Raw genomic sequence first — 25439 nt, forward strand, 5'->3', positions numbered from 1 at the left:
TGGAAAGGACCCCATGCGCACCACCCTCAGCCTCCTCGTCGCAGCCCTGGCGGGCCTGCTGGCGGTGCTCGCGACGGCCGGCGCCCTCGTCGACGAGGCGACGCACCGCCCGGAGCTGCTGCGCGGGGTGACGGAGCAGGTCGCCGTGGACCCCGAGGTCCGCGCCGCCGTGCCGGGGGTGATCGACGACGTCGTGCACGACGCCGTCCCCGAGCAGGTGCCGGGCCCGCTGGCCCAGACGGCCGAGGACCTGCTGCGCCCGCTGGCCCAGCGCGTGGCGGACGACCCGCAGGTGGTGCAGGGCTGGTCCGACACCGCCGACGAGGCCCGGCGCGCCTGGCTCGCCCAGCTCGAGGACCCGGAGGGCGCGGACGAGCCCGGCTCGGGCGCGGACGTGACCATCCCGTTCGGTCCCGTCGCGCAGTCCGGGATCACCGCCGCCCTGGGCGACATCGAACGTGACCTGCGCGAGGACCGGTTCGACCTGCCCGGGCAGGCGCTGCTGGAGACGATCATGGGCGCGGACGTCGGCGACTGGGCCGCGGACACCCTGCTGGCGCCCCTGTACGACCGCGCCGCGGAGCTGCGGGACAGCACCGCGCTGCGCATGGACGCGCGCATCGACGCCCTGGCCGGCACGGACCGGGCCACCGTGCACCGCTGGGTGGACGCCTCCACGCACTGGCGCTGGGCCGCCGCCGCCTCCGTGCTGGCGCTCGTGGGCGCCCTGCTGCTCGCCCCCCGACGACGGCGGGGCCTCGCCCTGGCCGTGGCGGGTGCGGTCGCCCTGGCCGGCGGGCTGATCGGCGGCGCCCGCCTGGGTCCGGACGCGATCCACCTCACGGCGCCCGAGGGGGCCTCCCCGGGGGTGGCCGCGTTCGTCCAGCAGATGGAGGAGGCCGCGGGCCCGGCGTTCGCGGCCGCCGTCGCCCCCTACCCCCAGACCCTGACCACCCTGGGCTGGATCGTGCTGGCCGCGGGCCTGCTGCTGGCCCTGGCGGAGCTGTGGGTCGCTCGGCGTGGGCGGGTCCGTGCCGCCCGGGTGGACGGTCCCCCCGCGGTGGGCCGCTCCCACACCGCGGCCGACGTCACGTCGCGCTGAGCCCGCGGCGAAGCCCGGGCCCGGTCTGCGTCCCGGCCGATAGCATGGAGGGCATGTCCGCTCCCTCCGTCTCCGCCCGTCCGTCCGCCGTCGGCCTCGGGATGCCGCAGGTCCCGCGCGTCCGTCGTTCCCGTGAGGAGGTGGAGGCGGCCGCGCCCGTGTCCGGTGAGAAGCGCGTGCTGCTGGCCGCCCCCCGTGGCTACTGCGCCGGTGTGGACCGCGCCGTCGTCGCCGTCGAGAAGGCCCTCGAGCACCACGGCGCCCCCGTGTACGTGCGCAAGGAGATCGTCCACAACCGGCACGTCGTGGACACCCTGACCGAGCGTGGCGTGGTGTTCGTCGACGAGCTGGACGAGGTGCCCGAGGGCGCCCTGACCGTGTTCTCCGCGCACGGCGTGTCCCCGGCCGTCGTCGAGGAGGCCGCCCAGCGCAACCTGCGCACCATCGACGCCACGTGCCCGCTCGTGACCAAGGTGCACCGCGAGGCCGTGCGCTTCGCGAAGCAGGACAAGCAGATCCTGCTGATCGGCCACGAGGGCCACGAGGAGGTCGAGGGCACGTTCGGCGAGGCGCCCGAGCACACCACGGTGATCAACGACGTCGCCGAGGCCCAGACCATCCAGGTGGAGGACCCGGACAACCTGATCTGGCTCTCCCAGACCACGCTCTCCGTGGACGAGACCCTCGAGATCGTCTCCGTGCTGCGCGAGCGGTTCCCGAACCTGCAGGACCCGCCCTCGGACGACATCTGCTACGCCACCTCCAACCGGCAGGCGGCCATCAAGTCGATCTCGCCGGAGTGCGACCTGGTGATCATCGTGGGCTCGGCGAACTCCTCGAACTCGGTGCGCCTCAAGGAGGTCGCCGCGGAGTACGGGGCCTCCCGCGCCGAGCGCGTGGACTTCGCCAACCAGGTGGACGAGTCCTGGTTCGAGGGCGTGGCCACCGTGGGCCTGTCCTCGGGCGCGTCCGTGCCCGAGGTGCTGGTCCAGGAGGTGCTCGCGCTGCTGGCCGAGTACGGCTACGGGCAGGTGGACGAGGTGGTGACCGCCGAGGAGGACATCATCTTCTCCCTGCCCAAGGAGCTGCGCGCCGAACTCAAGCGGGTGGGCGACGAGTCCCGCTCGCTCGGCGGACGTCGCCGCGACACCGAGGCCTGAGCGCGCCCCTCGTCTCCTCGCTGAGGCCCGCAGACTCGCCGTCACGACGCCGGCGAAGCGGCGAGTCTGCGGGCCTCGGCTTTCCGGGCCTCGGTGTTCCGGGCCGGCGGGTCAGGGACTCAGAGCCCGAAGACCCAGACGAGCAGGGTCATCGACGCGATGGAGATGAGCACGGCGGCGATGATGTTCAGCCAGACGCCGCCCTTCACCATCTGGCCGATGGTCACGTAGCCGGAGCCGTACGCGATGGCGTTCGGCGGGGTGGCCACGGGCAGCATGAACGCGCAGGTCGCGGCGAGGGCGACGGGCGCGGCTAGCATGAGCGGGGCGACGCCGGTGCCCAGGGCCACGCCGGAGGCGACGGGCAGGAACGTGGCCGCGGTGGCCGTGTTCGAGGTCATCTCGGTCAGCAGCAGGATGCCGACGGCGGCGATCACCACGAGCACCCACACGGGGATGTCGCCGAGGCCCTTGACCTGCTCACCGAGCCACGTGGACAGGCCCGACTTGGAGAACTGACCGGACAGGGCCAGGCCGCCGCCGAACAGCAGGAGCACGCCCCACGGCAGCTCCTTCGCGGCCTCCCAGTCGAGCAGGCGCACGCCGCGCCCGGCCCCGCCGCCGGCCGGCAGGAGGAACAGGACGAGCCCGACGACCATGGCGATGGCCGCGTCCGAGAGCAGCGGAGACGTCAGGTCCAGGACGTACTCGGAGATCAGCGGCACGGTGATCCAGGCCAGCGCGGCGAGGATGAAGACCGCGAGGACCTTGGCCTCGGGGGCGCTCATGCGGCCGAGGCGGGCCAGCTCGGTGGCGATCAGGTCGCGGCCGCCGGGGACCTCGTCGATCTCCGGGCGGAACAGCACGCGGGTGAGCAGGAACCAGCACGCGAAGAGCAGCACGACGGCGATCGGCACGCCGACCAGCATCCACTGGCCGAAGCCGATCTCCACGCCGTGCTCGGCGGCCATGTGGCCCGCGAGCAGGGTGTTGGGCGGGGTGCCGATGATGGTGCCGAGCGAGCCGATGGACGCGGCGTAGGCGATGCCGAGCATGAGCGCGGTGCCGAAGTTCGACTTCGTGAGGGAGCGGATCTCGGCCTGCGTGGGGGCCTCGCCGGGCGCGGGGGTGGCGGGGCGGTCGGCCTGATCGGCTGCCTCATCCGCGGCCAGGGCGTCGTCCGTGCTGTAGCGCTGGACGAGCACGAGGATGGACACGCCGATGGGGAGCATCATCACGGCGGTGGCGGTGTTGGACACCCACATGGAGATGAACCCGGTGGCGATCATGAAGCCCAGGACGAGGTTCACGGTCCTGGCGCCCATGAACGTCAAGACGCCGAGCGCGATGCGCCGGTGCAGGTTCCAGCGCTGCATGGCCAGGGCGAGCATGAAGCCGCCCATGAACAGGAAGATGATGTTGTTGCCGTAGCTCGCGCCGATGGAGTCGAAGGTGATGCCGCCGTCGGACTCCTCGGCGGGCACGCCGAGCGGGAAGATGACGAGCGGCAGCAGGGCGGTGGCGGGGATGGGCAGGGCCTCGGTCATCCACCACACGGCCATGAGCACGGCGGTGGCGGCGACGAGGCGGGGCCAGACGCCGAGGTCGCCCGGCATCAGCAGGAACAGGGCGACGGCGAGCAGGGGGCCGGCCACGAGGCCGATGATGCGCTTGACGTTCTCGCCGCCGGGCAGCGGCTCGTCACGCATGCCCGGGGAGAGCTCGTGTTCGAACTCCTGGGCGGCCGCCCGGGGGTCGAAGCGGGAGACGTGCTCGTTGACGTTGCTCGGCGGGGGGAGCGGGCGGGACTGCATGGGGCCTCCTCATCAGGTCAGGCCCTCGGCGCGGCCTGGCAATTCTCTGTGAGTTTCACGGTAGCAAGTGACCTGGGACACGGAAAGACGACGTCGGGGCCGCGACGGCCCACCCGCCCGGCCCCCGTGCGGCCCCGTTCACGCCTCCCGCGTCGACTCCGCCCGACGACGGCGCAGCTCGTCCTCCTCCACGCCCGCGACCAGTTCCGGGGCGGCCAGGGGCCGGGGCGCGGACTCGAGCGTGCGGATGTCCGGCGTGGGGGCCAGGCCCGGGTCGACGTCGCGGAGGCGCCGGGCGGCGGGGAGCACGCGCGACTCGACGTTGCCGACGAGCTGGTTGTAGCGGTCCACGGCGGTCTTGAGGGAGCCGCCCATGCGGTCCAGGTGGGTGCCGAGCGTGCCGAGGCGCTCGTAGAGGTCCTTCGCGCTGGCCACCACGGTGTGGGCGTTCTCGGCCAGGGTGTCCTGCCGCCACGCGTAGGCCACGGACTTCAGGGCGGTCAGGAGGGAGACGGGGGCGACGAGCGCGACGTTCCGGGAGAACGCGTGGTCCAGCAGCCCGGGGTCCGCGTCCAGGGCCGCGGCCAGGAGCGACTCGGCGGGCAGGAAGCACAGGACCAGCTCGGGGGAGTGCTCGAGGCCGGCCCAGTAGGACTTCGCGGAGAGCTGGTCCACGTGGCGGCGCACGGCCGCGGCGTGCTGGGCGGCCAGCGCCTGGCGCCGTTCGTACGCCTCCTCGCCGAGCTCGTCCGCGAGGGCCTCGGCGGCCAGCGCGTCACCGATGGGGGCCTTGGCGTCCACGGCCATGGCCTTGCCGCCGGGCAGGGACACCACGAGGTCCGGGCGGAGGCGCTCGCCGTCCTTGCCGGACAGCGTGGCCTGCTCCGTGAAGTCCACGTGGTGGAGCATGCCTGCCGCCTCGACGACCCGCCGCAGCTGCGCCTCGCCCCAGTGGCCCCGCGCGGAGGTGGACTTGAGCGTGGCCATGAGCGACGTGGTCTGGTTCAGCAGGTCCCGGTCCGTGGCCGCGGCGGCGCGGAGCTGCTCCCCGAGCCGGCCGAACTGGGACGCCCGATCCCGTTCCAGCACGCTCACCTGCTCCTGGAGCGCCGCCAGCCGCTGGCCCAGCGGCGCGAGCGTGGACATCACCTGGGACTCCGCGCGTTGGCGTTCGGCGTCCTCGGCCCGCGCGGCCGTGAGCGCGCGCTGCTCCGCCCGGGCGGCCGCGAGCTCCTCTCGTGCCCCCTGGTGCTCGGTGCGCAGCGCGGCCAGCTCGGCCTGGGCCCGGCGGGCCTCCTCACCGCCGCCGGCCGCCCGGCGCCACATGAGCCACGCGCCCACCAGGGCGCCCAGCACGAGTCCGAGGATGAGGGCGAGCAGCAGGCTGAGGATCTCCATGACCCCACCCTCGCAGGCCGCAGGGACACGTTAGGCGGCGGCGCGCCGTCGTGGTGGTGGGCGGTTCAGCCGAAGAGCGGGTTGGGGCCGTTGGCCACGACCTGCGGGTCGCCGTCGACGCGGGCGGCGATGCCCGCCGCGGCAACGCCGGGCAGATAGGGGAAGACCATGCGGGTCGAGGCCAGGACGGCGGCGTCGAAGGCCTCCACCGCGACGGCCGGGCGGGGTCCGTCCGCCGTCTCGATCTCGCCGTCGAACACGGCCACCGCCCGCGTGGGGCGCGGGCTGATCTTGGCGACCGTGGCGGCCGCCTGCTCGGGCTCGAGGTCCGGGTGCTCCCACATGCCGCGCTGGCCGTCGGCGGCGACGGCGAGGATCGTGGGGGCGAACACGGGCTGCCGGCCGAGCGTGTCGAACACGTGCTCCACCGCGAGGCTGATCAGCGGCAGCAGCTCGCCGCCGGGAGGCGTGGGGGTCGGTCCGGTGGGCGTCGGGGTGCTCATGGGGCCGAGGCTACCGGCCCTGTCCGACGGCGCCCACCCGCGCCTAGCGTGGGCCCATGCAGCTCACCATCGCCCCCGGGGACATCACGGCCACGCGCGCGGACGCCGTCGTCAACGCCGCCAACTCCACCCTGCTCGGCGGCGGAGGCGTGGACGGCGCCATCCACCGGCGCGGCGGCCCCGAGATCCTGGCCGAGTGCCGCCGCCTGCGCGAGACCGACCTGCCGGAGGGGCTGCCCGCCGGGCAGGCCGTGGCGACGACGGCGGGGCGCCTGCCCGCACGCTGGGTCATCCACACGGTGGGCCCGGTGTGGGCCAAGACGATCGACAAGTCCGACACCCTCGCCTCGTGCTACCGCGAGTCCCTGAAGGTGGCGGCCGGGCTCGGCGCCCGGACGGTCGCGTTCCCGGCGATCTCCGCGGGGATCTACGGCTGGCCCATGGAGGACGCCGCGCGGATCGCCGTCGAGACCTGCCACGCGATGGCGGACGAGGTGGGCGGCACCGTGGACGAGGTGCTGTTCGTGCCCTACGGGAAGGAGGCGGAGACGGCGTTCCGGACCGCCCTGGACAGGGTTGAGCGGGGCTGACTCAACTCCGTGGAATACCCCGTGGGGGGACGGCGTTGCACAGGACAGTCGCCGCTCAACCGGAGCGGCCCGCCCTGCATGAGGAGTGATCGACCATGGCTCGTCCCATTGATCCGTTCCGCGAGATGGAGCGCCTGATGACCGGCTTCGCCCGCACCTCCGGCGCCGCCTCCATGCCCATGAACCTCTACCGCGAGGGCGACGTGTTCGTCGCCGAGGTGGAGCTGCCGGGCGTGGACCCGAGCTCGATCGACGTGGACGTCGAGGAGCGCACGCTCACCGTCCGCGCCGAGCGCAAGGAGGCCCCCGCCGGGGAGGACCGTCGCTGGCTCACCAAGGAGCGTCCGGCCGGCACCTTCGCCCGCCAGCTCAACCTCGGCCAGGGCCTGGCCCTGGACAAGATCGAGGCCGACTACAGCGACGGCGTGCTGCTGCTGACCATCCCGGTGGCCGAGCAGGCCAAGCCGCGCAAGATCCAGGTCAAGCACACCGGCTCCGCCGCCCAGGTGGAGGGCGAGGCCGTAGAGGGTGAGGCAGTGGAGGACTCCGCCGTCGAGACCTCCGGCGAGTGATCGCCCTCTGACGGAGCCGCGCGTGACCGGCGCGCGGCCCGCCCCCGAACGCAGTTGCGGCGGGTCCCCACCGGGGGGCCCGCCGCATCCGCGTGGTGGTCAGGCGCGGTCGGCCAGGATCAGTTGTGCCGCCTTCTCACCGATCATGAAGCACGTGATGTTGGGGTTCACGGTCACGTGCTCGGGCATCACGGAGGCGTCGGCCACGCGCAGACCCGTCACGCCCTTGACGCGCAGGCGGGCGTCCAGGGGGCTCATGGCGTCGTCGTCGGCGCCCATGCGCACCGAGCCCACCGGGTGGTACACGGTGTTGTGGGTGCGGCGCACGTAGTCGGCGATCTCCTCGTCCGTCTGCGCCTCCACGCCCGGGGCGAGCTCCCGGCCGGCCCACTCCGCCATCGCCGGCTGGGAGACGATCTCCCGGGCCAGCCGGATGCCGGCCACCGCGACGGCCATGTCATGGCCCTCCGGGTCGGTGAAGTAGCGCGGGTCCACGGCCGGCTTGTCCCGGTAGTCGTTGGAGCGCAGGCGCACGGTGCCGCGGGACTTCGCGTGGGTGACGTTGGGGGTCAGGCAGAACGTCTCGTCCGCCGTCGGGTACCCCTGCCGGTAGGTGTGCATGTCGAACGGCACGGAGCCGTAGTGCATCATCAGGTCGGGGCGGTCCAGCCCCTCCTTGGTGGGCGAGAAGATCCCGATCTCCCAGTACTGCGTGGCGTCGCGGTACATGGGCTGCTTGGACTCCCAGGAGATGACCGCCTCGGGGTGGTCCTGCAGGTTGGAGCCGACGCCGGGGGCGTCCACGCGCACGTCGAGGCCGTGCTCGGCCAGGTGCTCGGCCGGGCCGATCCCGGAGAGCATCAGCAGCTTGGGCGTGTTGATCGCCCCGGCGGAGAGGATGACCTCGGCGCGGGCATGGATCTCGGCCTGCCGGCCGTGCCGGTCCGCGACGTGACGGACGCCGTAGGCGCGGCGGTCCTCGTCGAAGAGCACCTCGCTCACCCAGTGGTCCGTGAGGATGTCCAGGTTCTCGCGGTCGAGGATCGGGTGGAGATAGGACACCGACGACGACGCGCGGGTGCCGTCCTGCTTGCGGTTGATCTGGAACCAGTTGGCTCCCTTCACGACGGTCTCGCCGGTGTTGAACGTCGTCGTCGGGATGCCGGCCTGGGCGGCGGCCTCGAGCAGGGCGACGCCGGCCGGGTCCTCGGCGGGCACGTCCATCAGCTCGACGGGGCCGTCGTGGCCGTGGTGATCGCCCTCGGCCCGGTTGTTCTCGAGCTTCTTCACCAGCGGCAGGGTGTGCTCGGCGCCCCAGCCGGTGGCGCCCATCGCCTCCCACTGGTCCAGGTCCTCGCGGGGAGGCCAGAAGGCGATGCAGGAGTTGTGGGAGGAGCAGCCGCCGAGCACCTTGGCCCGGGAGTGGCGCATGAAGGAGTTGCCGTTCTCCTGCGGCTCGATGGGGTAGTCCCAGTCCAGGCCGGACTCGAGCAGCTCGGGCCACCGGCGCAGCTCGAGGACCTCGTCCAGGTCCACGTCGGTGGGGCCGGCCTCCAGCAGGGCGACGCTGATCTGGGGGTCCTCGGACAGGCGGGCCGCGAGGGCGGCGCCGGAGGAGCCGCCGCCGACCACGATGTAGTCGTAGACGGGCGTGTCGGGCTGCGGGGTCGAGGCGTCGGGGGTGGTGGTGGTCACGATCCGGGGGTCCTTTCGGTGGTCACGGGCGGGCGCGGGGTCTGGCCCCGCGCCCACGGGGAGGGGGCTCAGCGGCGGTCGGCGAACCAGCCGGTCACCGTGGGCTCGGTGTTCTGGTAGATGTGCTTGTGCTCCACGTACTCGCCCAGCCCGGTGGGGCCGAGCTCACGGCCGATGCCGGAGGCCTTGAAGCCGCCCCACTCGGCCTGGGGGAGGTAGGGGTGGTAGTCGTTGATCCACACGGTGCCGTGGCGCAGGGCGCGGGAGACGCGCTGGCAGGTGCCGGCGTCGGAGCTCCACACGGCCCCGGCGAGGCCGTACTCGGTGTGGTTGGCGATCTCGATGGCCTCGGCCTCGGTGGAGAACGTCTCCACGGTGATCACCGGGCCGAAGCCCTCCTCGATGACGGCGGGGTTGTCCCGGTCGCAGCGGTCCAGCACGGTGGGGGCGTAGAAGAAGCCGTCCTTGTGTTCCTCGCCGCCCCAGTGCCCGCCCACGCGCAGGCGGGCGCCGGCCTCGACACCGCGGCGGACGTAGTCCGTCACCTTGTCCCGGTGGGCCGCGGAGATCAGCGGGCCGGTCTCGGCGTGCTCCTCGAAGGGGCCGCCCATCACGATGTGCCCGGCGCGCTCGACGAGGTCGTCCACGAAACGCTCGGCGATCGACTCGTGGACGATCAGACGCGTACCGGCCGAGCACACCAGGCCCGAGTCGGTGAACGCGGCGTTGAGGGCGTTGTCCAGGGCCGCCTCGTAGTGGGCGTCGGGGAAGATCACGTTGGGGTTCTTCCCGCCCAGCTCGAGGGCGACCTTCTTCACGGTGCCGGCGGCCGCCTGGGCGATGGTCTTGCCCGTGGCCAGCCCGCCCGTGAAGGAGACCAGGTCCACGTCCGGGTGGGAGGAGAGCGGCTCGCCCACGGTGGCGCCGGGGCCCAGCACCAGGTTCGCGACGCCGGCCGGCAGGCCCAGCGACTCGAGGGCGCGCATCGTGAGGATGGCGGTGTGGGGGGTCTGCTCGGCGGGCTTGAGCACGAAGGTGCAGCCGGCGGCCAGGGCCGGGGCGATCTTCCAGGCGGCCTGCAGCAGCGGGAAGTTCCAGGGGGTGATCATGCCGCACACGCCCACCGGCTCGGTGACCACGCGGGACAGGACCGTCGGGTCGCCGGCGTCGACGAGCCGGCCGGGGTTCTGGTCCGCGATCTTGCCGAAGTAGCGGAAGCAGGCGGCGATGTCCGCCATATCGCCCTCGGCCTCCACGAGGCGCTTGCCGGTGTCCAGGGCCTCGGCGCGGGCGAACTCGTCCCGGTGCTCCAGGATGTGATCGGCCAGGCGGAGGAGCAGGTCGCCGCGCTCGGCGGCGGGGGTGGAGGGCCAGGCGCCGCTGTCGAAGGCGCGGCGGGCGGCGGCGATCGCGGCGAGGGTGTCCTCGCGGGTGCCCTCGGCGACGACGCCGACCTCGGAGCCGTCGGCGGGGCAGTGGATGGTGCGGGTGTCGCCGTCCGAGGACGGCACCCAGGCGCCGTCGATGAACTGGGTGGCGGTGGGATCGGTGGTCATGGGGATGGTGCTCCTCACGGGTGGGTGGGATCGGTCTGGGAGGCGGGGGCGGCGTCCACGGCCGGCATGGCGCCCGTGGCGGGCGAGCGGTCGGCGTCGCCCCACTCATCCGGCACCTCGGACTCGAGGCGCTCGGCGAGATGGGAGTCCTCGCCCGTCATGGCGAGGAAGGTCAGGTGGGCCTCGTAGTCGTCCAGGACGTCGGCGCACAGCTGCTCGCGGCTGTAGCCCAGCACGTCCCGGCCGCGCGAGCCCTTGGCGGAGAACACCTCGAGCTGGAAGTGGGTGTCCTGGGCGACGCTGAGGCTGCCCGCGAAGCTCGGCACGGGGTAGGCCACGGGATAGACCTGGTACTTGAAGTCCTCCTGGCCCTCGAAGGCGACGGTGAGGTCCACCCAGGGCACCCCGGACTCGGGGTGGACGCCGTGGGTGACGGCGGCGTCGGCGTCGTGGCCGCGCAGCTCGGCGGCCACCTCCTCCAGGGCGGGGCCGACCTCGCGCTCGATGTAGGCGGCGGCCTGGCGGGCCGTGGCGAAGTTCATCCGCCGGGCCAGGCGTTGGCGCCAGGTGGCGCGGCTGCCGGAGTCGCGGGCCTGGCCGGCGAGGACGGCGGGCAGGGCGGCGGTGCGCGAGTCCATGGCCAGGGACTCGGAGTGCAGCACCCGCCACAGGCTGATCATCACCAGGTACAGCAGCACCGAGAGCGGCAGGCCCACGATCACGGTGGCCTTCTGCAGGGTGTAGACCCCGTCGATGAACAGCATGGACAGCGTCAGCAGGCCGGTGATCACCGCCCACGTGATGCGCAGCCACGGGGCGCCGTCGGAGTCCTCGACCGAGCCCTTGGAGGTCATGTTCGCCATGATGAGCGAACCGGAGTCGGCGCTGGTCACGTAGAAGAACAGGCCGGTGAGCACGGCCAGGCCGATCAGGAACGTGGAGCCGGGGTACTGCTCCAGGAGGCTGAAGAAGCCGGCCTCGGGGGAGTTCACGGCCTCCTCCAGCAGGGCCTGGTCCCCGCCGCGGAAGAAGCCGATGGCGGCGTTGCCCATGACGGACACCCACAGCAGGATGAACGCGAAGGGGATCAGCAGCACGCCCGTGACGAACTCGCGCAGGGTGCGGCCGCGGGAGATGCGGGCCAGGAAGAGGGACACGAACGGCGCCCAGGCGATCCACCAGGCCCAGAAGAACAGCGTCCAGTCGGACATCCACTGCTCCGCCGGGTAGGCGGCCGGACCGTCGGTGTAGGCGAAGGTGCGCATGAGCATCGCGGGGAACCCGGCGAAGAAGTCGCCGATGTTCTGCACCAGGGCGTTGAGCAGGTCCGTGGTGCGGCCGGTGAACAGCACCCAGGCCAGGATGACGACGGCGAGGTAGACGTTCAGCTCGGAGAGGCGGCGGATGCCCTTGTCCACGCCGGAGACGGTGGAGACGATGGTGATGCCCACCGCCAGGGCCATGAGGGCGATCTGCACGCCGGTGCTCACCGGCACGTCCAGGATCAGGGCGAGGCCGGCGTTCAGGAAGACGACGCCGATGCCCAGGGAGACGGCGATGCCGAAGATGGTGCCGACGGTGGCGCCGATCTCCGCGGCGTGGCCGACCGGGCCGTGCACGCGGCGGCCGAAGATGGGGGCGATGGCCGAGCGGATGCTCAGGGGCAGGTGGTAGCGGTACGCGAACAGCCCGAAGGCCATGCCCATCAGGGCGTACATGGCCCACCCGGGGATGCCGTAGTGGAAGATCGTCCACAGCGGGGCCATGCGGGCGGCCTCGTCGGACATGGGCGGCAGGTCCGGTGGGGTGAGCAGGTTGGTGGCCGGGCCGGAGGTGGCGAAGAACATCAGGTCCACCCCGATGCCCGCGGCGAACAGCATGGCCGACCACGAGAACAGGTTGAACTGCGGGACGGCGTGGTCCGGTCCGAGCCGCACGTGACCCAGGCGGCTGAGCGCCACGACGATCACGAAGACGACGACGATGCCCGCCGTGAGCACGTAGTACCAGCCGAAGCTCTCGGCGATCCAGCTCACCGTGGCCGAGATGACGGAGTCTGCCTGGGCGGGCAGGAGCATGGCCCACAGGGCGAAGCCGACGACGATGCCCGCGGTGCCGGCGAACACCGGCCAGTTCACGGGGGAGTGGGGGGCTCCTCCGGCGTCGCGGGGACCCGGTGGCCCTGCGGTCTCGGCTGTCGTCCTCTGGTCGGCAGACACAGGTGTGCTTCCTCTCGTCGGGGTCAGGGCTGCCCGCCCACCCTACAGATCGGTCATCTGGGCGGGGCTGCGTGCTGGGCGGTGCGGGTCTCTGGGTTCCGTGGGCACGCGGGGCTGGGGCTGCCGGGCCCCGTGGCCGCCGGGCCTCCGGGTTCCGTGGGCAGAAGAGCGAAGGTTTCTGCCCCCGGAAGCGAAAACCCTGCCAGTTCTGCCCCCGGAACAGGGGAGAGCGCGCTTTCTGCCCACGGAGCGGGCGGGGCTGCCGGTTCTGCCCACGGAACGGGGCCGGTGCGGGACGCCTCCGCCGCGGTGGGCCCGCCGGTAGACTGCCGGACTGTGGCTTTGACTATCGGATTCGTGGGACTGCCCAACGTGGGCAAGTCGACCCTGTTCAACGCGCTGACGCGCCAGACCGTGCTCGCGGCGAACTACCCGTTCGCGACGATCGAGCCGAACGTGGGCGTGGTGAACCTGCCGGACGAGCGGCTGCCCCAGCTGGCCGAGATCTTCGGCTCCGAGCGCATCCTGCCGGCCACGGTGTCCTTCGTGGACATCGCCGGCATCGTGAAGGGCGCCTCCGAGGGGGAGGGCCTCGGCAACCAGTTCCTGGCGAACATCCGCGAGGCCCACGCGATCGCCCAGGTGGTGCGCGCGTTCGACGACGGCGACGTCGTCCACGTGGACGGCAAGGTGGACCCGGCCTCGGACATGGAGACCATCAACACCGAGCTGATCATCGCGGACATGCAGACCGTGGAGAAGGCGATCCCGCGCGTCGAGAAGGAGGTCAAGGGCAAGAAGAAGGAGCCCGCCGACCTCGAGGCGCTCCAGGCCGCGCTCGCGGTGCTGGAGCGGGGCGAGACGATCTTCGCCGCGAAGGACAAGGACAAGCTGGACATGGACCGGCTGCGGGAGCTGAGCCTGCTCACCGCCAAGCCGTTCATCTACGTGTTCAACTCGGACGAGGGTGTGCTCGGGGACGAGGCCAAGCAGCAGGAGCTGCGCGATCTGGTGGCCCCCGCTGACGCCGTGTTCCTGGACGCCAAGCTCGAGTCCGACCTCGTGGAGCTCTCCGAGGAGGAGGCCGCTGAGATGCTGGAGATGGCCGGGCAGGACGAGTCCGGGCTGGACCAGCTGGCCCGCGTCGGCTTCTCCACCCTCGGCCTGCAGACCTATCTGACGGCCGGGCCGAAGGAGACGCGCGCGTGGACCATCCCTGTCGGCGCAACGGCGCCCGAGGCCGCCGGCGTGATCCACACCGACTTCCAGCGCGGCTTCATCAAGGCGGAGATCGTGAGTTTCGACGACTTGATCGCTGCTGGGTCCATGGCCGATGCCAAAGCCGCCGGCAAGGTGCGCATGGAGGGCAAGGACTACGTCATGAAGGACGGGGACGTGGTGGAGTTCCGGTTCAACGTGTGACGGGGATATTCGCTTCCCACTCAGCGAAGGGTGATAAAGAATGAGGAATCGCCCCAAGATCCCCAATGACGTCAAGCGAGCTGTCCGCCAGCGGTGTGGGTTTGGTTGCATTCTTTGTGGAATGCCCCTATTTGACTATGAGCATATAGTCGAATACAGCCAAGTTAGAACCCACGAGGCCGATAATATAGTTTTACTTTGCCCAAATCACCACGCCCTAAAGACGCGAAAGCAGATGTCCACTGCGGAGCTCCGAGGGGCAAGTGAGGCGCCTTTCAATCGGGGCAAGGGGGTGACGACACCCCGAGACTTCTCTAGTTTTCAGCCCCCTGCAAAACTAATTATTGGGACTAATGTCGCAGTAATAGGCGCAGCTGGCGGATCAGCCCTCCAGGTGGACGGACAGGATCTATTGAGATTTGATTTCGTAGAAGGCCGCCTTGTGCTAGGAGTTGACATTGAAGACTCAAGGGGGCAGCTTCTCCTAAAGGTGGAGTCGGGGGAATTAATCCACTCGACGACAGAGTGGGACTACGAGTATGTAGCGAACCGCCTTAGGATTAGAGCCGCGCCTGGTGAGATTGTCCTGGATATTGTCTTTGACTATGAGTCAAACGCGGTTGAGGTGGTTTCGGGGTTCGTTAGCCGCAACGGAGTAGACATCCTCTTCAACAAGAATGGTCTTGTTGTTCTGAACAATATGGCGCTAATGAGCAACTGTACGAATGTCGCGAGCTCGGTTGCCTACTCGCTAGGCGATCCACTCCCAGCCGAGGGCGTTGGAATTGCAATAGAAATTCCTCGCGGGCCCTATGATCGGGATGCTGCGATAGAAGAGGGCCGTAAGAGGCTAAGTGAGGTGCCCACCCTGACGGCTCCTACTGAGGTACCTGACAGGTTCTCGATGCCCCCACTTCCGCCGGGTGGCGCTTGGCTCCCATTGACGCCTGGGGTTCAGGAAAGTATTCAGCATTCTGCGGTCAAATGTAATATTCCGTGGTATTTGTCCGATAGATCCTAGGGTATTTTCCGTAAATGGTATTGAAAAGTTGTCTTTGCGGGTGAAGTGGAGTGTTCCAATGGGCCTGCGCATCCCGGTCGGCCTATGGCGCCGATTCCTATCGGTCCGAACGTCATAAGGGCTGGGAATCTCGACCATTTGTACTGAATTGCGGATGAATGAATTCCTGGCACCAGTCACCCGTCCCCGTTTCAGGGGCGGTTTCTGTGTTCAGTCTCGAGTCGGGCCCATTAAGGGTATTCGAGCCGTTCCGTTGACGGTCACGCATGCCCCACTAATGGCTGTGGCTGCACGAATCGTCTAGTTCTGAAGAGCTCTGGGGGTGCTGTGACCGCCACCCTCGTCGTCTCAGACCTCGCCAAGGCCACGGCCAACGCACCCTGTTCGACCTCCTCGACCTGACGGCCGCGCCGGGGGACGTCGTCGGCGTCGTGGAGGCGAATGGGGCAGGCGAGTGTACGCTGCTGTGCCACCTAGGTGTTGTGGGTCATGAGGTTCTTAGCACGGGCCCCGGGCTGAGATGAGACGAGTGGGCCTCTCCCGCAGGATGGAAGTTCCTACACAACCCATCCGCGTAAAGAGACCCACTCATGACTCACGCTAACGCACCCCTGACTCCCACCGGCCGACTCAGGATGGTCCAACGCCACCTGCACGAGGGCATCCCCCAGGCCCATGTCGCAGCCGAGTTCCGCGTCAGCCGCCCCACGGTGGCCACCTGGGTGGCCCGCTACCGCGCCGAGGGCGAGGCAGGACTGCAAGACCGCTCCTGCCGGCCACGACGCTCTCCGGCCCAGCTCGACCCGGCCCTGGTCACCCAGATCCTCACCCTGCGCCGGGAGTGCAAGTGGTCAGCCCGCCGCATCCATCACCACCTCGTCTCTCAAGGCCACCAGCTGTGCCTCCGCACGGTGGGCAGGTGGCTGCACCGACTGGGCATCTCCCGGCTACGAGACCTCGCGCCCACGGGTGAGGACCTGCGCCAACGACCCCAGAAGATCACCGCCCGGGCTCCAGGGCACATGGTGCACCTGGACGTGAAGAAGATCGGGCGCATCCCTGAAGGGGGAGGCTGGCGTGCTCACGGCCGGGACTCCGAGAACGCGCGAGCGGCCAAACGCGGGCCTGGCTGCCGGGTCGGGTACACCTACCTGCACTCGGCGATCGACGGGCACACCCGCCTGGCGTACACCGAGGCGTTGCAGGACGAGAAGGCGGTGACCACGATCGGGTTCTTCTGCCGGGCGAGGGCGTTCTTCGCCGCCCACGGCATCACCGTGGACCGGGTGGTCACGGACAACGGGAACAACTACCGGGCCCTGGACTTCACCGCGAAGGTGGTCTCGCTCGGGGGCCGGCACCACCGGATCCGCCCCGGCGTGAGGCGTTGGCAGTGTGGGTGAACCACTACAACTACCATCGGCCTCATACCTCCTGCAGGAACATCCCGCCGGCCTCGCTGGCCCCGGCACGAGTCAACAACGTCATGCCCTCCTACAACTAGCGCCTGGCCTGATCGATGAACTCGCGAACCGTTGCGGCTTCGCCTTCTCCTTCGCAGAATTTGCTACCAGGCCATAGCCCCATGGCGGTCACCGCGTTCTCGTGCTCCCGCCCGAGACGGACGGACCCCTCCAACTGGTCCCTTCGTATGCGCGTCGAGACTCCGTCGCTCGAGTCCTCATGGCGAGTAATTCTCTGCCTCGGGGCCTGTTCGTCAGTGCGAACTCCCCGAGGTTCAAGATCGTGGTAAGCGCGCACTTTCGACCCGCTGGATCGAAGTCTATCGAATCCTTGAAATTGATCCCTTGCATTGGGTGTGCTCATGCAAGGGGCCATGACTTCCGTGTCCGGAGTACAGCATCGGCCACCCTGAGAGTCTGCACTCTTTCGTAATGGCCGAAGAAGTAGTTCACGCCCCCCGCGGGTTGGGCGGTCCCAGTCATGCTGTCGAAGATGTCAGCCAGCCATCGTGCGTGAGACAGGGTGTAAAAGCGACCCCATCGTTGCGTCACCGCGCGTTCATGCGTCATCACCGTCACCTCCTCGAGGTCTTGAACAACTGAGCCGTCTTCGTGGAAGAAGAGAGTAGCCGAGTGTGCATTCATGATGGCCTGCATTGCAGCTGCTTCTTTTCTTGCGACTACCTCACTTGGAGTGCCTGCAAAATGGGCTTTCAAGATGAGTTTGCAGACCTTACTCCACCAAGCTACAACTGGATCGTGAGGCGAAGGCGTACCCGTTAGGGACGCGTGATTTGCATATCGGCCGCGACTGGCGGCAGCGAAATCATCTAAGCAGCTTATGATCGCCGTGCTGATAGGGCCCGTTGGTCGCTCATATGTGAGTTGCAATGCGCGCTGTTTAGAAATATTCTCAACTTCATTGAGGATGGCCGCAATGGAGTGGCCCCTTTTTCGCAGTTCGTTGTCGCTGAGGGGTGCGCCGGTAGCCAATAGACTGTCGCTGGTAAGTATCAATTTCCCCAGTCTTTCTAAGCCATTAGAGAATCCAAACTGTGCCGCCGCGTAATGGCCCTGTTGATAGAATGACGCTCTTCCTATCTCATTTGCTCCGCTACAAATAAGTTGCGTCGAAAGGTCTGCTTCCCGGCCAAGCCCCTGCCAGATGGGGCTGCCAAACGGGCTCTTATTGTTAGTGATCATTCTGACAGCATAGTGCAAATATGGACCCTTGAACAAGGGGTAACGTCTTGGTGTTCTAGGCGTTACGTCCTGTCATTCGAATTTTATGGATCTATGGAAAGCAACCTAAGAAAGGTCGAAGGGGTGGATGTAACACATTCTGACAAGTTCGCCCCTTGTCACCCGCATCAGGGGCGGCGCGGTTGTGACAGGGGCGTTTGGGCCTGTGGCCACGCGACGGTGTGGACGAAAGTAACTCTTAGAACAGCGGCCAAGGCACCGCCGGCGTCAGGCCGCTCGGGGCAGGGAAACGCCCGTCGTCGAGCAACCGGGTGCAGCGTGCGGCCGAGGCTTCGACTTCCTCGGCACTGAGCAACCCCGCCAGCCCCCGCCCCAGCTCACCGTCGAGTCCCGCGACTACCGGGCCGACGCCGTCGCGCTCCTCCTCGCTCAGCGCCCCGCCCAGCCACCCCCACAGCACGGCGCGCAGCTTGTCCTCCACATGGAACGTCGGCCCGTGGCCCACCCCGTAACGGTGACCGCCAGGCATGGTGAGGATGTGGGCGCCCTTGCGGTCGGTGTTGTTGACGATCGCGTCGAACACCGCCATCCCACGCAGGGGGGCACTGAGTCCTCATGGGCCAGCAGGACGAGGCCCTGCCCGTCCTCGCCCTCCTCACCGTGTGAGGTCGGCGGGGGAGCAGGCCATCACCAGCCGCCCGACGTCGCAGGCGGTCGCGGTCAGGTCCTCTGCCGTACGGCGGATCGCTGTCGCCAGGTCCTGGGGCCCGCGGCCAATGGGCACGATCGCGGTGATGCCCTCGTCGTAGAGGGTGTCCGCGTCCTGTCCCACGGAGCCGGCGAGGACGATCACCGGGATCGTACGGCCGGCTGCGCGCACGGCCTGGGCCACACCGATCGGCACTTTCCCGGCCAAGGACTGGCCGTCGATGCGCCCCTCCCCGGTGATGACGAGGTCAGCGGTCTTCACGAGGTCGTGGAAACCCGCCGTCTCGAGGACGACGTCGATACCCGGCTTCAAGGTGGCCCCGATGAAGGCGTGCAGGCCACCGGCGAGACCCCCCGCCGCTCCCGCACCGGGGAGCGCATCGATCGCGACCCCGAGGTCTCGCTCGACGAGGCCCGCGAGATGGACCAGTCCGGTGTCCAGGCTCGCCACTGATGCAGGATCCGCCCCCTTCTGGGGGCCGAACACGTGGGCTGCACCCTGCGATCCCGTGAGGGGGTTGCTGATGTCACACATCACCTCCACGTCGACGTCGCGGAGCCGGTCTCGTGCCGGGGTGGAGTCGATCCGCGCAATCCGGGTGAGGGTGTCGCCGGTCGGGATGAACTCCTCGCCCGCAGCGTCGAGGAACCGGACGCCGAGGGCTGCGGCAGCGCCCGTGCCGCCGTCTGTCGTGGCGCTCCCGCCGGCCCCGACGATGACTCTGCGCGCGCCAGCGGACACGGCGTCGAGGATCTGCTCGCCGATCCCGAACGTCGTCGCCCGTCCCGTGTCCTCGCGTCCGGAGGTGAGAGGGAGCCCGGCACATGAGGCGGTCTCCACCACCGCCACGTCTGGGTCGATCAGTCCGTAGTGGACAGACACGCGTTCGCCGTAGAACACCCCGCAGACTGTCGCGGATCGCAAAACGCCCCCTGCGGCAGCCACGAAGGCCTCGACGGTGCCCTCCCCGCCGTCGGCGATGGGCACCACGAGGACCTCGGCGTCGGTGACCGACGCGAGACCCGCCGCGATCGCGGAGCCCGCCTCCCGCGACGACAGGGCCCCCTTGAACGAGTCTGGGATGACGATGATGCGCTGCACGCGTGGATCTCCTAGGTCAGGTGACGGGGTCAGATGAGGACGAGGCCGAGGATCCAGATGAACACGATGGAGGTGAGCCCCATCAGGAGCGTGACCATCGTCTGGGTGCGGTAACCCTGCGAGGGCGTCATGCCGCTGAAGTTGGTGACCACCCAGAAGTACGAGTCGTTGGCGTGGGAGACGGTCATGGCCCCGGCCGCAATGGCCATGACCACGAGCGCGCTGGCCACCGGGGTCTCGAAGCCCAGTGCAGGCATCATCGGGAAGACCATGGCCGACGTGGTCGTGAGTGCCACTGTGGAGGAGCCCTGCGCGGTCTTCAGGACGGCGGAGACGAGGAAGGGGAAGAACAGTCCGATGACCGACAACTGTGCAGCGTTGCTCTCGATGAAGGTGACGAGGTCGGTGGTGGCGATGACGCGCCCCAGCACACCGCCGGCCGCCGTGATGAACAGAATGGGGCCGACGACCCGGAGGGTCTCCTCCGTCAGGTCGTAGAACGTCTCGCCACGGCGCACGCTGAACAGCAGGCCGACTGCGCAGAGAGTGCCGACGGCGAGCGCGATCATCGGCGTGCCGAGGAATCGGGCGAAGTCACCCGCGGGGCCGGTCCACTTCAGGACGGATGCGAGCGAGCCGAGAGCCATGAGCAGGATGGGGGCGATGATGGGCGCGAAGGACGCAGCCGTCCCAGGCATCCGCCCGTAGGACCGGCGAAGCGCGTCGTAGGCCGCCTCCAGCTCGTCCGCATCCTCCGTGCCGATCTCCTCAGGGGCGGTCACCCGCTTGCCGATGTAGAGGGCGTACAGGTACGCGACGAGGAGTGCGGGGATCGAGACGACGACGCCGAGGCCGATCACCAGCAGGAGGTGGTCGCCGATGCCGAGGTTCTGGGCGGCTGCGATGGGCCCCGGGGTCGGCGGGATGAAGACGTGCGAGGTGTACAGACCTGCCGCCAGGGCCACGGTCATCGCCACGGGTGACGCCCCGGTGCGACGGGCCAGGGCCTTGCGGATGGGATTGAGAATGACGAATCCGGAGTCGCAGAACACGGGGATGGAGACCACCCAGCCCATGAGCTGCATAGCCAGGACGGGGTAGCGCTTGCCGACGACCCTCACGAGCGCATCAGCGATCCTGAAGGCACCGCCGGTGCGCTCCAGGATGAGACCGATGAGCGTGCCCAGGATGATGACGATGCCGATCGACGTGAAGATCCCGGAGAATCCCTCCCCGATCACGTCGGCGATGCCCTTGACGGGCTCTTCCCCTTCGGCGCCGGTCGACTTCACCAGCGGGATCCCACCGATGATCCCCAAGGCGAAGGCGACGACCATGATCGAGAGGAAGGGGTGGATCTTCCATCTGGAGATCATGACGATCATCAGGGCGACGGCGAGGATGAAGACGAGCAGAAACGGTATTCCAGTCATCGGAAGTCCTTTGTGCGGCAGGGGATTCTAGCCAGACTAGGGCGTGTCTCCCTTATGCGCGTAGCCAGGTGAAGATGGCGCAGAGGGTGACGGCGGCGCGGTAGGTGATCGCTAGCTTGTCGTAACGAGTGGCCAAGCCGCGCCATTGCTTGGCTAGGGCGAAGTGGCGTTCCACGACGTTGCGCCCGCGGTAGGCCTGGGCGTCGAAGGCCGGCGGCCGCCCGCCGCGGCTGCCGCGACGGGCTCGGGCCGCGATCTGGTCCCGTTTCTCCGGAATTACCGCGGTGATTCGGCGGCGGCGCAGCTCGTTGCGAATCACTCCGGTGGCATAGGCCCGGTCGGCGATCACCGCCTCCGGGCGGGCTCGGGCGGCGCCGGCGCCGAGTCGGAGAATCTGGATTTCGGCCAGCACCTGCGCCAGCACGGCCTCGTCGTTGCGCTGCCCGCCGGTGACGATCGCGGCCAGCGGCCGGCCGCGGCCATCGACGGCGTGGTGAATCTTGGTCGTCAGCCCGCCGCGGGAACGCCCGATGCCGTGCCCGGGCGGCTCAACCTCATCCAGCGGCAGTTTCTTGTGATTCGCCCCGGCCCCCTGTGTCCTGGTCCGGACGAGTGGTGTTCGTGGCGTGCTGATGGGCCCGGGCGATGGTCGCATCGACCGAGACGGCCCAGTCAATCATCCCGGCCGCATCGGCCTCGGCCAGCACGTGGGTCAGCACCCGATCCCAGGTCCCATCCGCGGCGTAGCGGCGGTGGCGCTTCCACACCGTCTGCCAGGGCCCGAACTGCTCCCGGGGCAGATCCCGCCACGGGACCCCGGTCCGATACCGGTAGGCGATGCCCTCCACCACCCTGCGGTGCTCCCCGAAGGGATGCCCACGCCGGCCCTGATTCGAGGGCAGCAACGGCTCGATCCGCTCCCACTGCTCGTCCGTGAACACCTGATACCGCGACCCTGTCGACCTCACCCGACCAGCCTGCCGCGAGCCTCACCACCGATAAGGGAGACACGCCCTAGGGCTGATGGGACTTCAACGGCGATGTTGTGGCGAACAGGGTTCGGCCGTCTCGATGGTCCTCAGGACAATAGAACGGCCCGCGGGGGCCTGCGTCAGGAGAGCGGGTGTGGACATCTTCGGGAAGCCCAAGGCGCTCCTGGGAGAGCAGGGGACGCCGTCGCCGCGCCCACGGACCACGAGGGCAAGGAGATCTGCATCCCGCACGGCACCCCCCGAGTTCGACAGCCCCAACTGGTACCATAAGCAAGTACCACATCGCACCCGAGGAGGCCAGCATGTCCATCAGCGCCAGTGAAGCCCGCAAGACCCTGTTCCCGCTCATCGAGCGAGTGAATGCGGACCGCGACGCCGTAGAGATCGTCTCCCGCAAGGGGAATGCCGTCCTCATGCCCGCGGACGAGTACGCCGCCTGGCAGGAGACCGCCTACCTGTTCCGCTCCCCGGCCAACGCCCGCCGGCTGCTGGACGCCTACGAGCGCGCCCGCGCAGGGAGCGTCGAGGAGCACGCTCTGGACCGCATGGACGGGGACGCCTGAGTGCGCCTCGTGTGGGACCGCTCGGCCTGGGAGGACTACACGCACTGGCAGACCACGGACCGCAAGGTCCTCAAGCGGATCAACACCCTCATCGACGCCGCCCTGCGTGATCCCTTCGACGGGATCGGCAAGCCCGAGCAGCTGAAGTACGGCGCGCCCGGGGCATGGTCCCGACGCATCACGGAGGAGCACAGGCTCGTCTACCTCGTCGACGGCGAGGACCTGATCATCCTCCAGGCGAGGTATCACTACTGACATGCGCTTCACCCAGGCCGAGCTCCAGCAGTTCCGCGACCGCACCGTCCCCGACCTGCTGCCGGACCCGCTGCGGCTGCTGTTCATCGGCATCAACCCCGGCCTGTGGAGCGCCGCCACCGGTGCGCACTTCGCCCGCCGCGGCAACCGCTTCTACCCGGCCCTGCACCGCGCCGGGCTCACCCGACACCTGATCGACGCCTCCGACGGCTACAAGGCCGAGGACCTCGCCGAGCTGCACGCCCGCGGCATCGGGATCTCCAACCTCGTCCCGCGGGCCTCCGCCCGCGCCGACGAGCTCACCGCGGAGGAGCTCGCCGCCGCCCCCGCCCGCCTGGACGCGCTCGTGGCAGCGCATGCGCCGGCCGTCGTCGCTGTGTTGGGGGTGACGGCCTACCGGCAGGCGTTCGGACGCCCGAAGGCGGTGCTGGGGGAGCAGCAGACGCCGTGGCCGGGCACGCGGCTGTTCGTGGCGCCGAACCCCAGCGGGCTCAACGCTCACGCCACCCTGGACTCGCTCGCCGCGGACTACCGTGCGGCCGGTGCCGCGGCGGGGCTCGTGGACTGAGTGCGCCCGCTGTCCCTGCGGCCGCGCTGACGCCTCAGGCCCGTCAGAAGAGCGGCCAGGGCACGGCCGGCGTCAGCCCGCTCGGGGCAGGGAAGATCCCGTCGTCGAGCAACCGGGTGCAGCGTTCGGCGAGGGCGTCGACTTCCTCGGCACCCAGCAGCTCCGCCAGCCCCTGCCCCAGCTCACCGTCGAGCCCGTCGAGAACCCGGGCGACGCCGTCGCGCTCCTCCTCGCTCAGCGCCTCGCCCAGCCACCCCCAGAGCACGGTCCGCAGCTTGTCCTGCACATGGAACGTCAGCCCGTGGTCCACGCCGTGGCGGTGGCCGCCGGGCATGGCGAGGATGTGGGCGCCCTTGCGGTCGGCGTTGTTGACGAGCACGTCGAACACCGCCATGCGGCGCAGCGCCGCCGAGTCCTCGTGGGCCAGGACCAGCCGATTCCCGCCCTCGTCCTCACCCTCCAGGACCGTGAGCCATCCCGAGGCCGGCACTTCGTCCGCCGGGAACAGGTCCACGGCGTCCTGCTCAGGATCCTGCTCCTGCCAGAGCTGCACCATGCCCTTACCGAACGGGCCGTCGCGCAGCCAGGTGCGCGGCACAATGTCCCACCCCAGCGCCTCGGACACCAGGGACGCGGCCACCTCCCGGCGGGCCAGGGTGCCCGCGGGGAAGTCCCACAGCGGGGCCTCGCCGGCCACCGGCTTGTAGACCACCGGGGTGTCACCGATCGCGCCGAGGAACGTGGCGTTGGACGCCGTCGTGATGCGGCCGGTGAGCGTCAGCTCCCCGGCCACCAGCTCGCCGGCGGGCACGTCCGCGGCGCTCATCAGGAGTCGGGGAGGGTGCAGTCGTGGCCGTCGGGGTCGATGGGCTGGCCGCAGTCCGAGCAGAACGGACGCCCGGCGTCCACGACCTCCCGGGTGCGCCGGGCGAACGCCCGGGCCGCGCCGACGGGCATGCGCACGCGCACGGCCTCGGCGTCCGCCTCGAGCGCCGGGTCGGCGTCGTCGTCGGAGAGGGGGTGCGCGTCGATGAGCACCTGCGCGGTGGTGGGGTCCCAGCCCAGGCCGATGGCCCCCACCCGGAACCACTCCTGCACCGGGTCCAGCGGATCGTTGTCCACGAGTTCCACGGGCGTGCTGGCCGGGACGCTGTGCGGGTTGCCCTCCAGCGCCATGAGATCGTCGAGGATCTCGTCGATCATCTCCGCCATCAGGGCCGACTGCTGCTTCTCCAGCGCCAGGCTCACCAGCCGGGGCCCGGTGCGCACCTGCAGGTAGAACGTGCGGGCGCCGGGACGCCCGAGCGTCCCGATCACGACCCGATCCGGCCAGTCGAACTCATGGGCGGGGGCAGGTGCATCAGTCATGCCACGATCCTAGGCGTCCGCTCGTCCACCGCACCGGTGCCCGTGCCTGCGCCGCCGCCCACCGGGGCGTCGTCGGACGGGCCGAGGGTCGCCAGCCAGGACAGGTCCCCGGCGTCGGTGTTCATCGCCCAGACCCGCGGGCGGGCCGGACCGTAGCTCACGATGGACACGGAGGCGGGCCCCACCTCGATCCGCTGGAACAGATCCAGGTGCGTGCCGAGCGCGTCGGCCAGGATCGACTTGATGACGTCCCCGTGGCTCACCGCCACCCACACCGCCCCGGGCCCGTGCTCGGCCTCGACCGCGGCGTCGTGCCGGCGGATCGCCGCCACCGCGCGGGCCTGCATGCCCGCCATGGACTCCCCACCGGGGAAGACGACGGCGGACGGCTGGGTCTGCACCGTCGCCCACAGGGACTCGGTGGCCAGGTCGCTGAGCGCGCGCCCCTGCCACTGGCCGTAGTCGCACTCGGTGAGGTCGTCGTCGACCAGCGAGGGCACCGTCCCCGGCTGGCGATCGAGGAGGGCGCGGGCCGTCTGCGCGCACCGCTCCAGGGGACTGGCCACCACCGCGGCCACGGGCACGGCCGCGATCCGGTCCGCGGTGCGGGCCGCCTGCTCCCGTCCGTGATCGTCCAGGCTGACCCCGGGGGTGCGGCCTGCCAGCAGTCCCGTCGCATTGGCCGTGGTGCGGCCGTGCCGCACGAGAAGTACCGTCGCCATCACTCCACCC

General features: G+C 69.7%; 22 protein-coding genes and 2 pseudogenes. 10 read left to right on the forward strand and 14 right to left on the reverse strand.

What is annotated here, in order from left to right; translation table 11 throughout:
• Positions 1-13 precede the first annotated feature (13 nt).
• Complete coding sequence (locus HDA34_RS10205) at positions 14-1102, forward strand: hypothetical protein (RefSeq protein WP_134377063.1); 1089 nt, start codon at positions 14-16, stop codon at positions 1100-1102.
• A 53-nt stretch (positions 1103-1155) separates the two neighbouring features.
• Complete coding sequence (locus HDA34_RS10210) at positions 1156-2262, forward strand: 4-hydroxy-3-methylbut-2-enyl diphosphate reductase (protein WP_049145419.1); 1107 nt, start codon at positions 1156-1158, stop codon at positions 2260-2262.
• Positions 2263-2381: 119 nt separating this feature from the next.
• Here the strand turns inward: HDA34_RS10210 and HDA34_RS10215 are convergent, their stop codons facing one another.
• From HDA34_RS10215 to HDA34_RS10225, 3 genes are all read right to left on the reverse strand, one after another.
• Positions 2382-4076, reverse strand: a complete 1695-nt coding sequence (locus HDA34_RS10215) for an SLC13 family permease (RefSeq protein ID WP_134377062.1) — start codon at positions 4074-4076, stop codon at positions 2382-2384.
• A gap of 138 nt (positions 4077-4214) precedes the next feature.
• On the reverse strand, positions 4215-5474 hold the full coding sequence (locus HDA34_RS10220) for a DNA recombination protein RmuC (RefSeq protein ID WP_134377061.1): 1260 nt from the start codon (positions 5472-5474) through the stop codon (positions 4215-4217).
• Positions 5475-5539: 65 nt separating this feature from the next.
• Positions 5540-5977 (reverse strand): hypothetical protein, encoded by a 438-nt coding sequence (locus HDA34_RS10225; protein ID WP_049145411.1) that lies wholly within the window; start codon positions 5975-5977, stop codon positions 5540-5542.
• A 56-nt stretch (positions 5978-6033) separates the two neighbouring features.
• Here HDA34_RS10225 and HDA34_RS10230 point away from each other — a divergent pair, with 56 nt between their 5' ends.
• On the forward strand, positions 6034-6567 hold the full coding sequence (locus tag HDA34_RS10230) for an O-acetyl-ADP-ribose deacetylase (RefSeq protein WP_060974019.1): 534 nt from the start codon (positions 6034-6036) through the stop codon (positions 6565-6567).
• A 95-nt stretch (positions 6568-6662) separates the two neighbouring features.
• The gene (locus HDA34_RS10235) at positions 6663-7139 is read left to right on the forward strand and encodes an Hsp20/alpha crystallin family protein (protein WP_041104345.1); all 477 of its coding nucleotides are present in this window, start codon (positions 6663-6665) and stop codon (positions 7137-7139) included.
• A gap of 99 nt (positions 7140-7238) precedes the next feature.
• Here HDA34_RS10235 and HDA34_RS10240 read toward each other — a convergent pair whose 3' ends face one another.
• The 3 genes from HDA34_RS10240 to betT form a co-directional block, all read right to left on the reverse strand.
• Positions 7239-8834, reverse strand: a complete 1596-nt coding sequence (locus HDA34_RS10240; RefSeq protein WP_134377060.1) for a GMC family oxidoreductase — start codon at positions 8832-8834, stop codon at positions 7239-7241.
• A 68-nt stretch (positions 8835-8902) separates the two neighbouring features.
• Positions 8903-10390: an aldehyde dehydrogenase family protein gene (locus tag HDA34_RS10245; protein WP_134377059.1), complete on the reverse strand. Its 1488-nt coding sequence runs from the start codon at positions 10388-10390 to the stop codon at positions 8903-8905.
• A gap of 14 nt (positions 10391-10404) precedes the next feature.
• Positions 10405-12528, reverse strand: coding sequence for a choline BCCT transporter BetT (gene betT / locus HDA34_RS10250; RefSeq protein ID WP_081097749.1), 2124 nt, complete (start codon positions 12526-12528; stop codon positions 10405-10407).
• A gap of 417 nt (positions 12529-12945) precedes the next feature.
• Between betT and ychF the strand changes: the two genes are divergently transcribed.
• The 3 genes and pseudogenes from ychF (at position 12946) to HDA34_RS10265 (ending at position 16556) form a co-directional block, all read left to right on the forward strand.
• Entirely contained in the window at positions 12946-14031 is a 1086-nt protein-coding gene (gene ychF / locus HDA34_RS10255) for a redox-regulated ATPase YchF (RefSeq protein ID WP_134377058.1), read from the forward strand.
• A 40-nt stretch (positions 14032-14071) separates the two neighbouring features.
• Entirely contained in the window at positions 14072-15052 is a 981-nt protein-coding gene (locus HDA34_RS10260; protein WP_134377057.1) for an HNH endonuclease, read from the forward strand.
• 590 nt (positions 15053-15642) lie between these two features.
• Positions 15643-16556 (forward strand): annotated as a pseudogene (locus HDA34_RS10265) (helix-turn-helix domain-containing protein).
• Between the two features lie 319 nt (positions 16557-16875).
• Here the strand turns inward: HDA34_RS10265 and HDA34_RS10270 are convergent.
• The 5 genes and pseudogenes from HDA34_RS10270 to HDA34_RS10290 all read right to left on the reverse strand — a co-directional run bounded on the left by HDA34_RS10270 (position 16876) and on the right by HDA34_RS10290 (position 21929).
• On the reverse strand, positions 16876-17718 hold the full coding sequence (locus tag HDA34_RS10270) for a hypothetical protein (RefSeq protein WP_134377056.1): 843 nt from the start codon (positions 17716-17718) through the stop codon (positions 16876-16878).
• 238 nt (positions 17719-17956) lie between these two features.
• Positions 17957-18372: pseudogene (locus HDA34_RS10275) on the reverse strand (protein kinase family protein); the annotation flags it as partial.
• Between the two features lies 1 nt (position 18373).
• On the reverse strand, positions 18374-19528 hold the full coding sequence (locus tag HDA34_RS10280; protein ID WP_134377055.1) for a glycerate kinase family protein: 1155 nt from the start codon (positions 19526-19528) through the stop codon (positions 18374-18376).
• 29 nt (positions 19529-19557) lie between these two features.
• The gene (locus HDA34_RS10285; protein WP_134377054.1) at positions 19558-20961 is read right to left on the reverse strand and encodes a GntP family permease; all 1404 of its coding nucleotides are present in this window, start codon (positions 20959-20961) and stop codon (positions 19558-19560) included.
• A gap of 52 nt (positions 20962-21013) precedes the next feature.
• Positions 21014-21929 (reverse strand): IS5 family transposase gene (locus tag HDA34_RS10290; protein WP_267899367.1). Its coding sequence is split into 2 segments (ribosomal slippage): positions 21014-21553 and positions 21555-21929, totalling 915 coding nucleotides; the frame shifts between segments, so codons are not numbered across the junction.
• Between the two features lie 326 nt (positions 21930-22255).
• Between HDA34_RS10290 and HDA34_RS10295 the strand changes: the two genes are divergently transcribed.
• Genes HDA34_RS10295 through HDA34_RS10305 form a run of 3 tightly spaced genes read left to right on the forward strand, consistent with a single transcriptional unit; the run spans position 22256 to position 23339 of the window.
• Positions 22256-22516, forward strand: coding sequence for a type II toxin-antitoxin system Phd/YefM family antitoxin (locus HDA34_RS10295; RefSeq protein WP_036340860.1), 261 nt, complete (start codon positions 22256-22258; stop codon positions 22514-22516).
• Positions 22517-22771: a Txe/YoeB family addiction module toxin gene (locus HDA34_RS10300; protein ID WP_041103932.1), complete on the forward strand. Its 255-nt coding sequence runs from the start codon at positions 22517-22519 to the stop codon at positions 22769-22771.
• A gap of 1 nt (position 22772) precedes the next feature.
• Entirely contained in the window at positions 22773-23339 is a 567-nt protein-coding gene (locus HDA34_RS10305; protein WP_041103934.1) for a mismatch-specific DNA-glycosylase, read from the forward strand.
• A 43-nt stretch (positions 23340-23382) separates the two neighbouring features.
• Here the strand turns inward: HDA34_RS10305 and HDA34_RS10310 are convergent, their stop codons facing one another.
• From HDA34_RS10310 to HDA34_RS10320, 3 genes are read right to left on the reverse strand one after another with little or no spacing between them, the layout of a single operon-like run.
• Entirely contained in the window at positions 23383-24165 is a 783-nt protein-coding gene (locus HDA34_RS10310; protein ID WP_134377053.1) for an Rv2133c family protein, read from the reverse strand.
• A complete protein-coding gene (locus tag HDA34_RS10315) occupies positions 24165-24707 on the reverse strand; it encodes an Rv2134c family protein (RefSeq protein WP_049145873.1) in 543 nt (180 codons plus the stop codon). The genes HDA34_RS10310 and HDA34_RS10315 overlap by 1 nt, the downstream gene beginning before the upstream one ends.
• On the reverse strand, positions 24704-25429 hold the full coding sequence (locus HDA34_RS10320; RefSeq protein ID WP_178329127.1) for a histidine phosphatase family protein: 726 nt from the start codon (positions 25427-25429) through the stop codon (positions 24704-24706). Before HDA34_RS10320 ends, HDA34_RS10315 begins: the two co-directional genes overlap by 4 nt.
• Between the last annotated feature and the right edge of the window lie 10 nt (positions 25430-25439).

Source organism: Micrococcus luteus (genome assembly GCF_014138885.1).
GTDB classification, from domain to species: Bacteria; Actinomycetota; Actinomycetes; order Actinomycetales; family Micrococcaceae; genus Micrococcus; species Micrococcus luteus.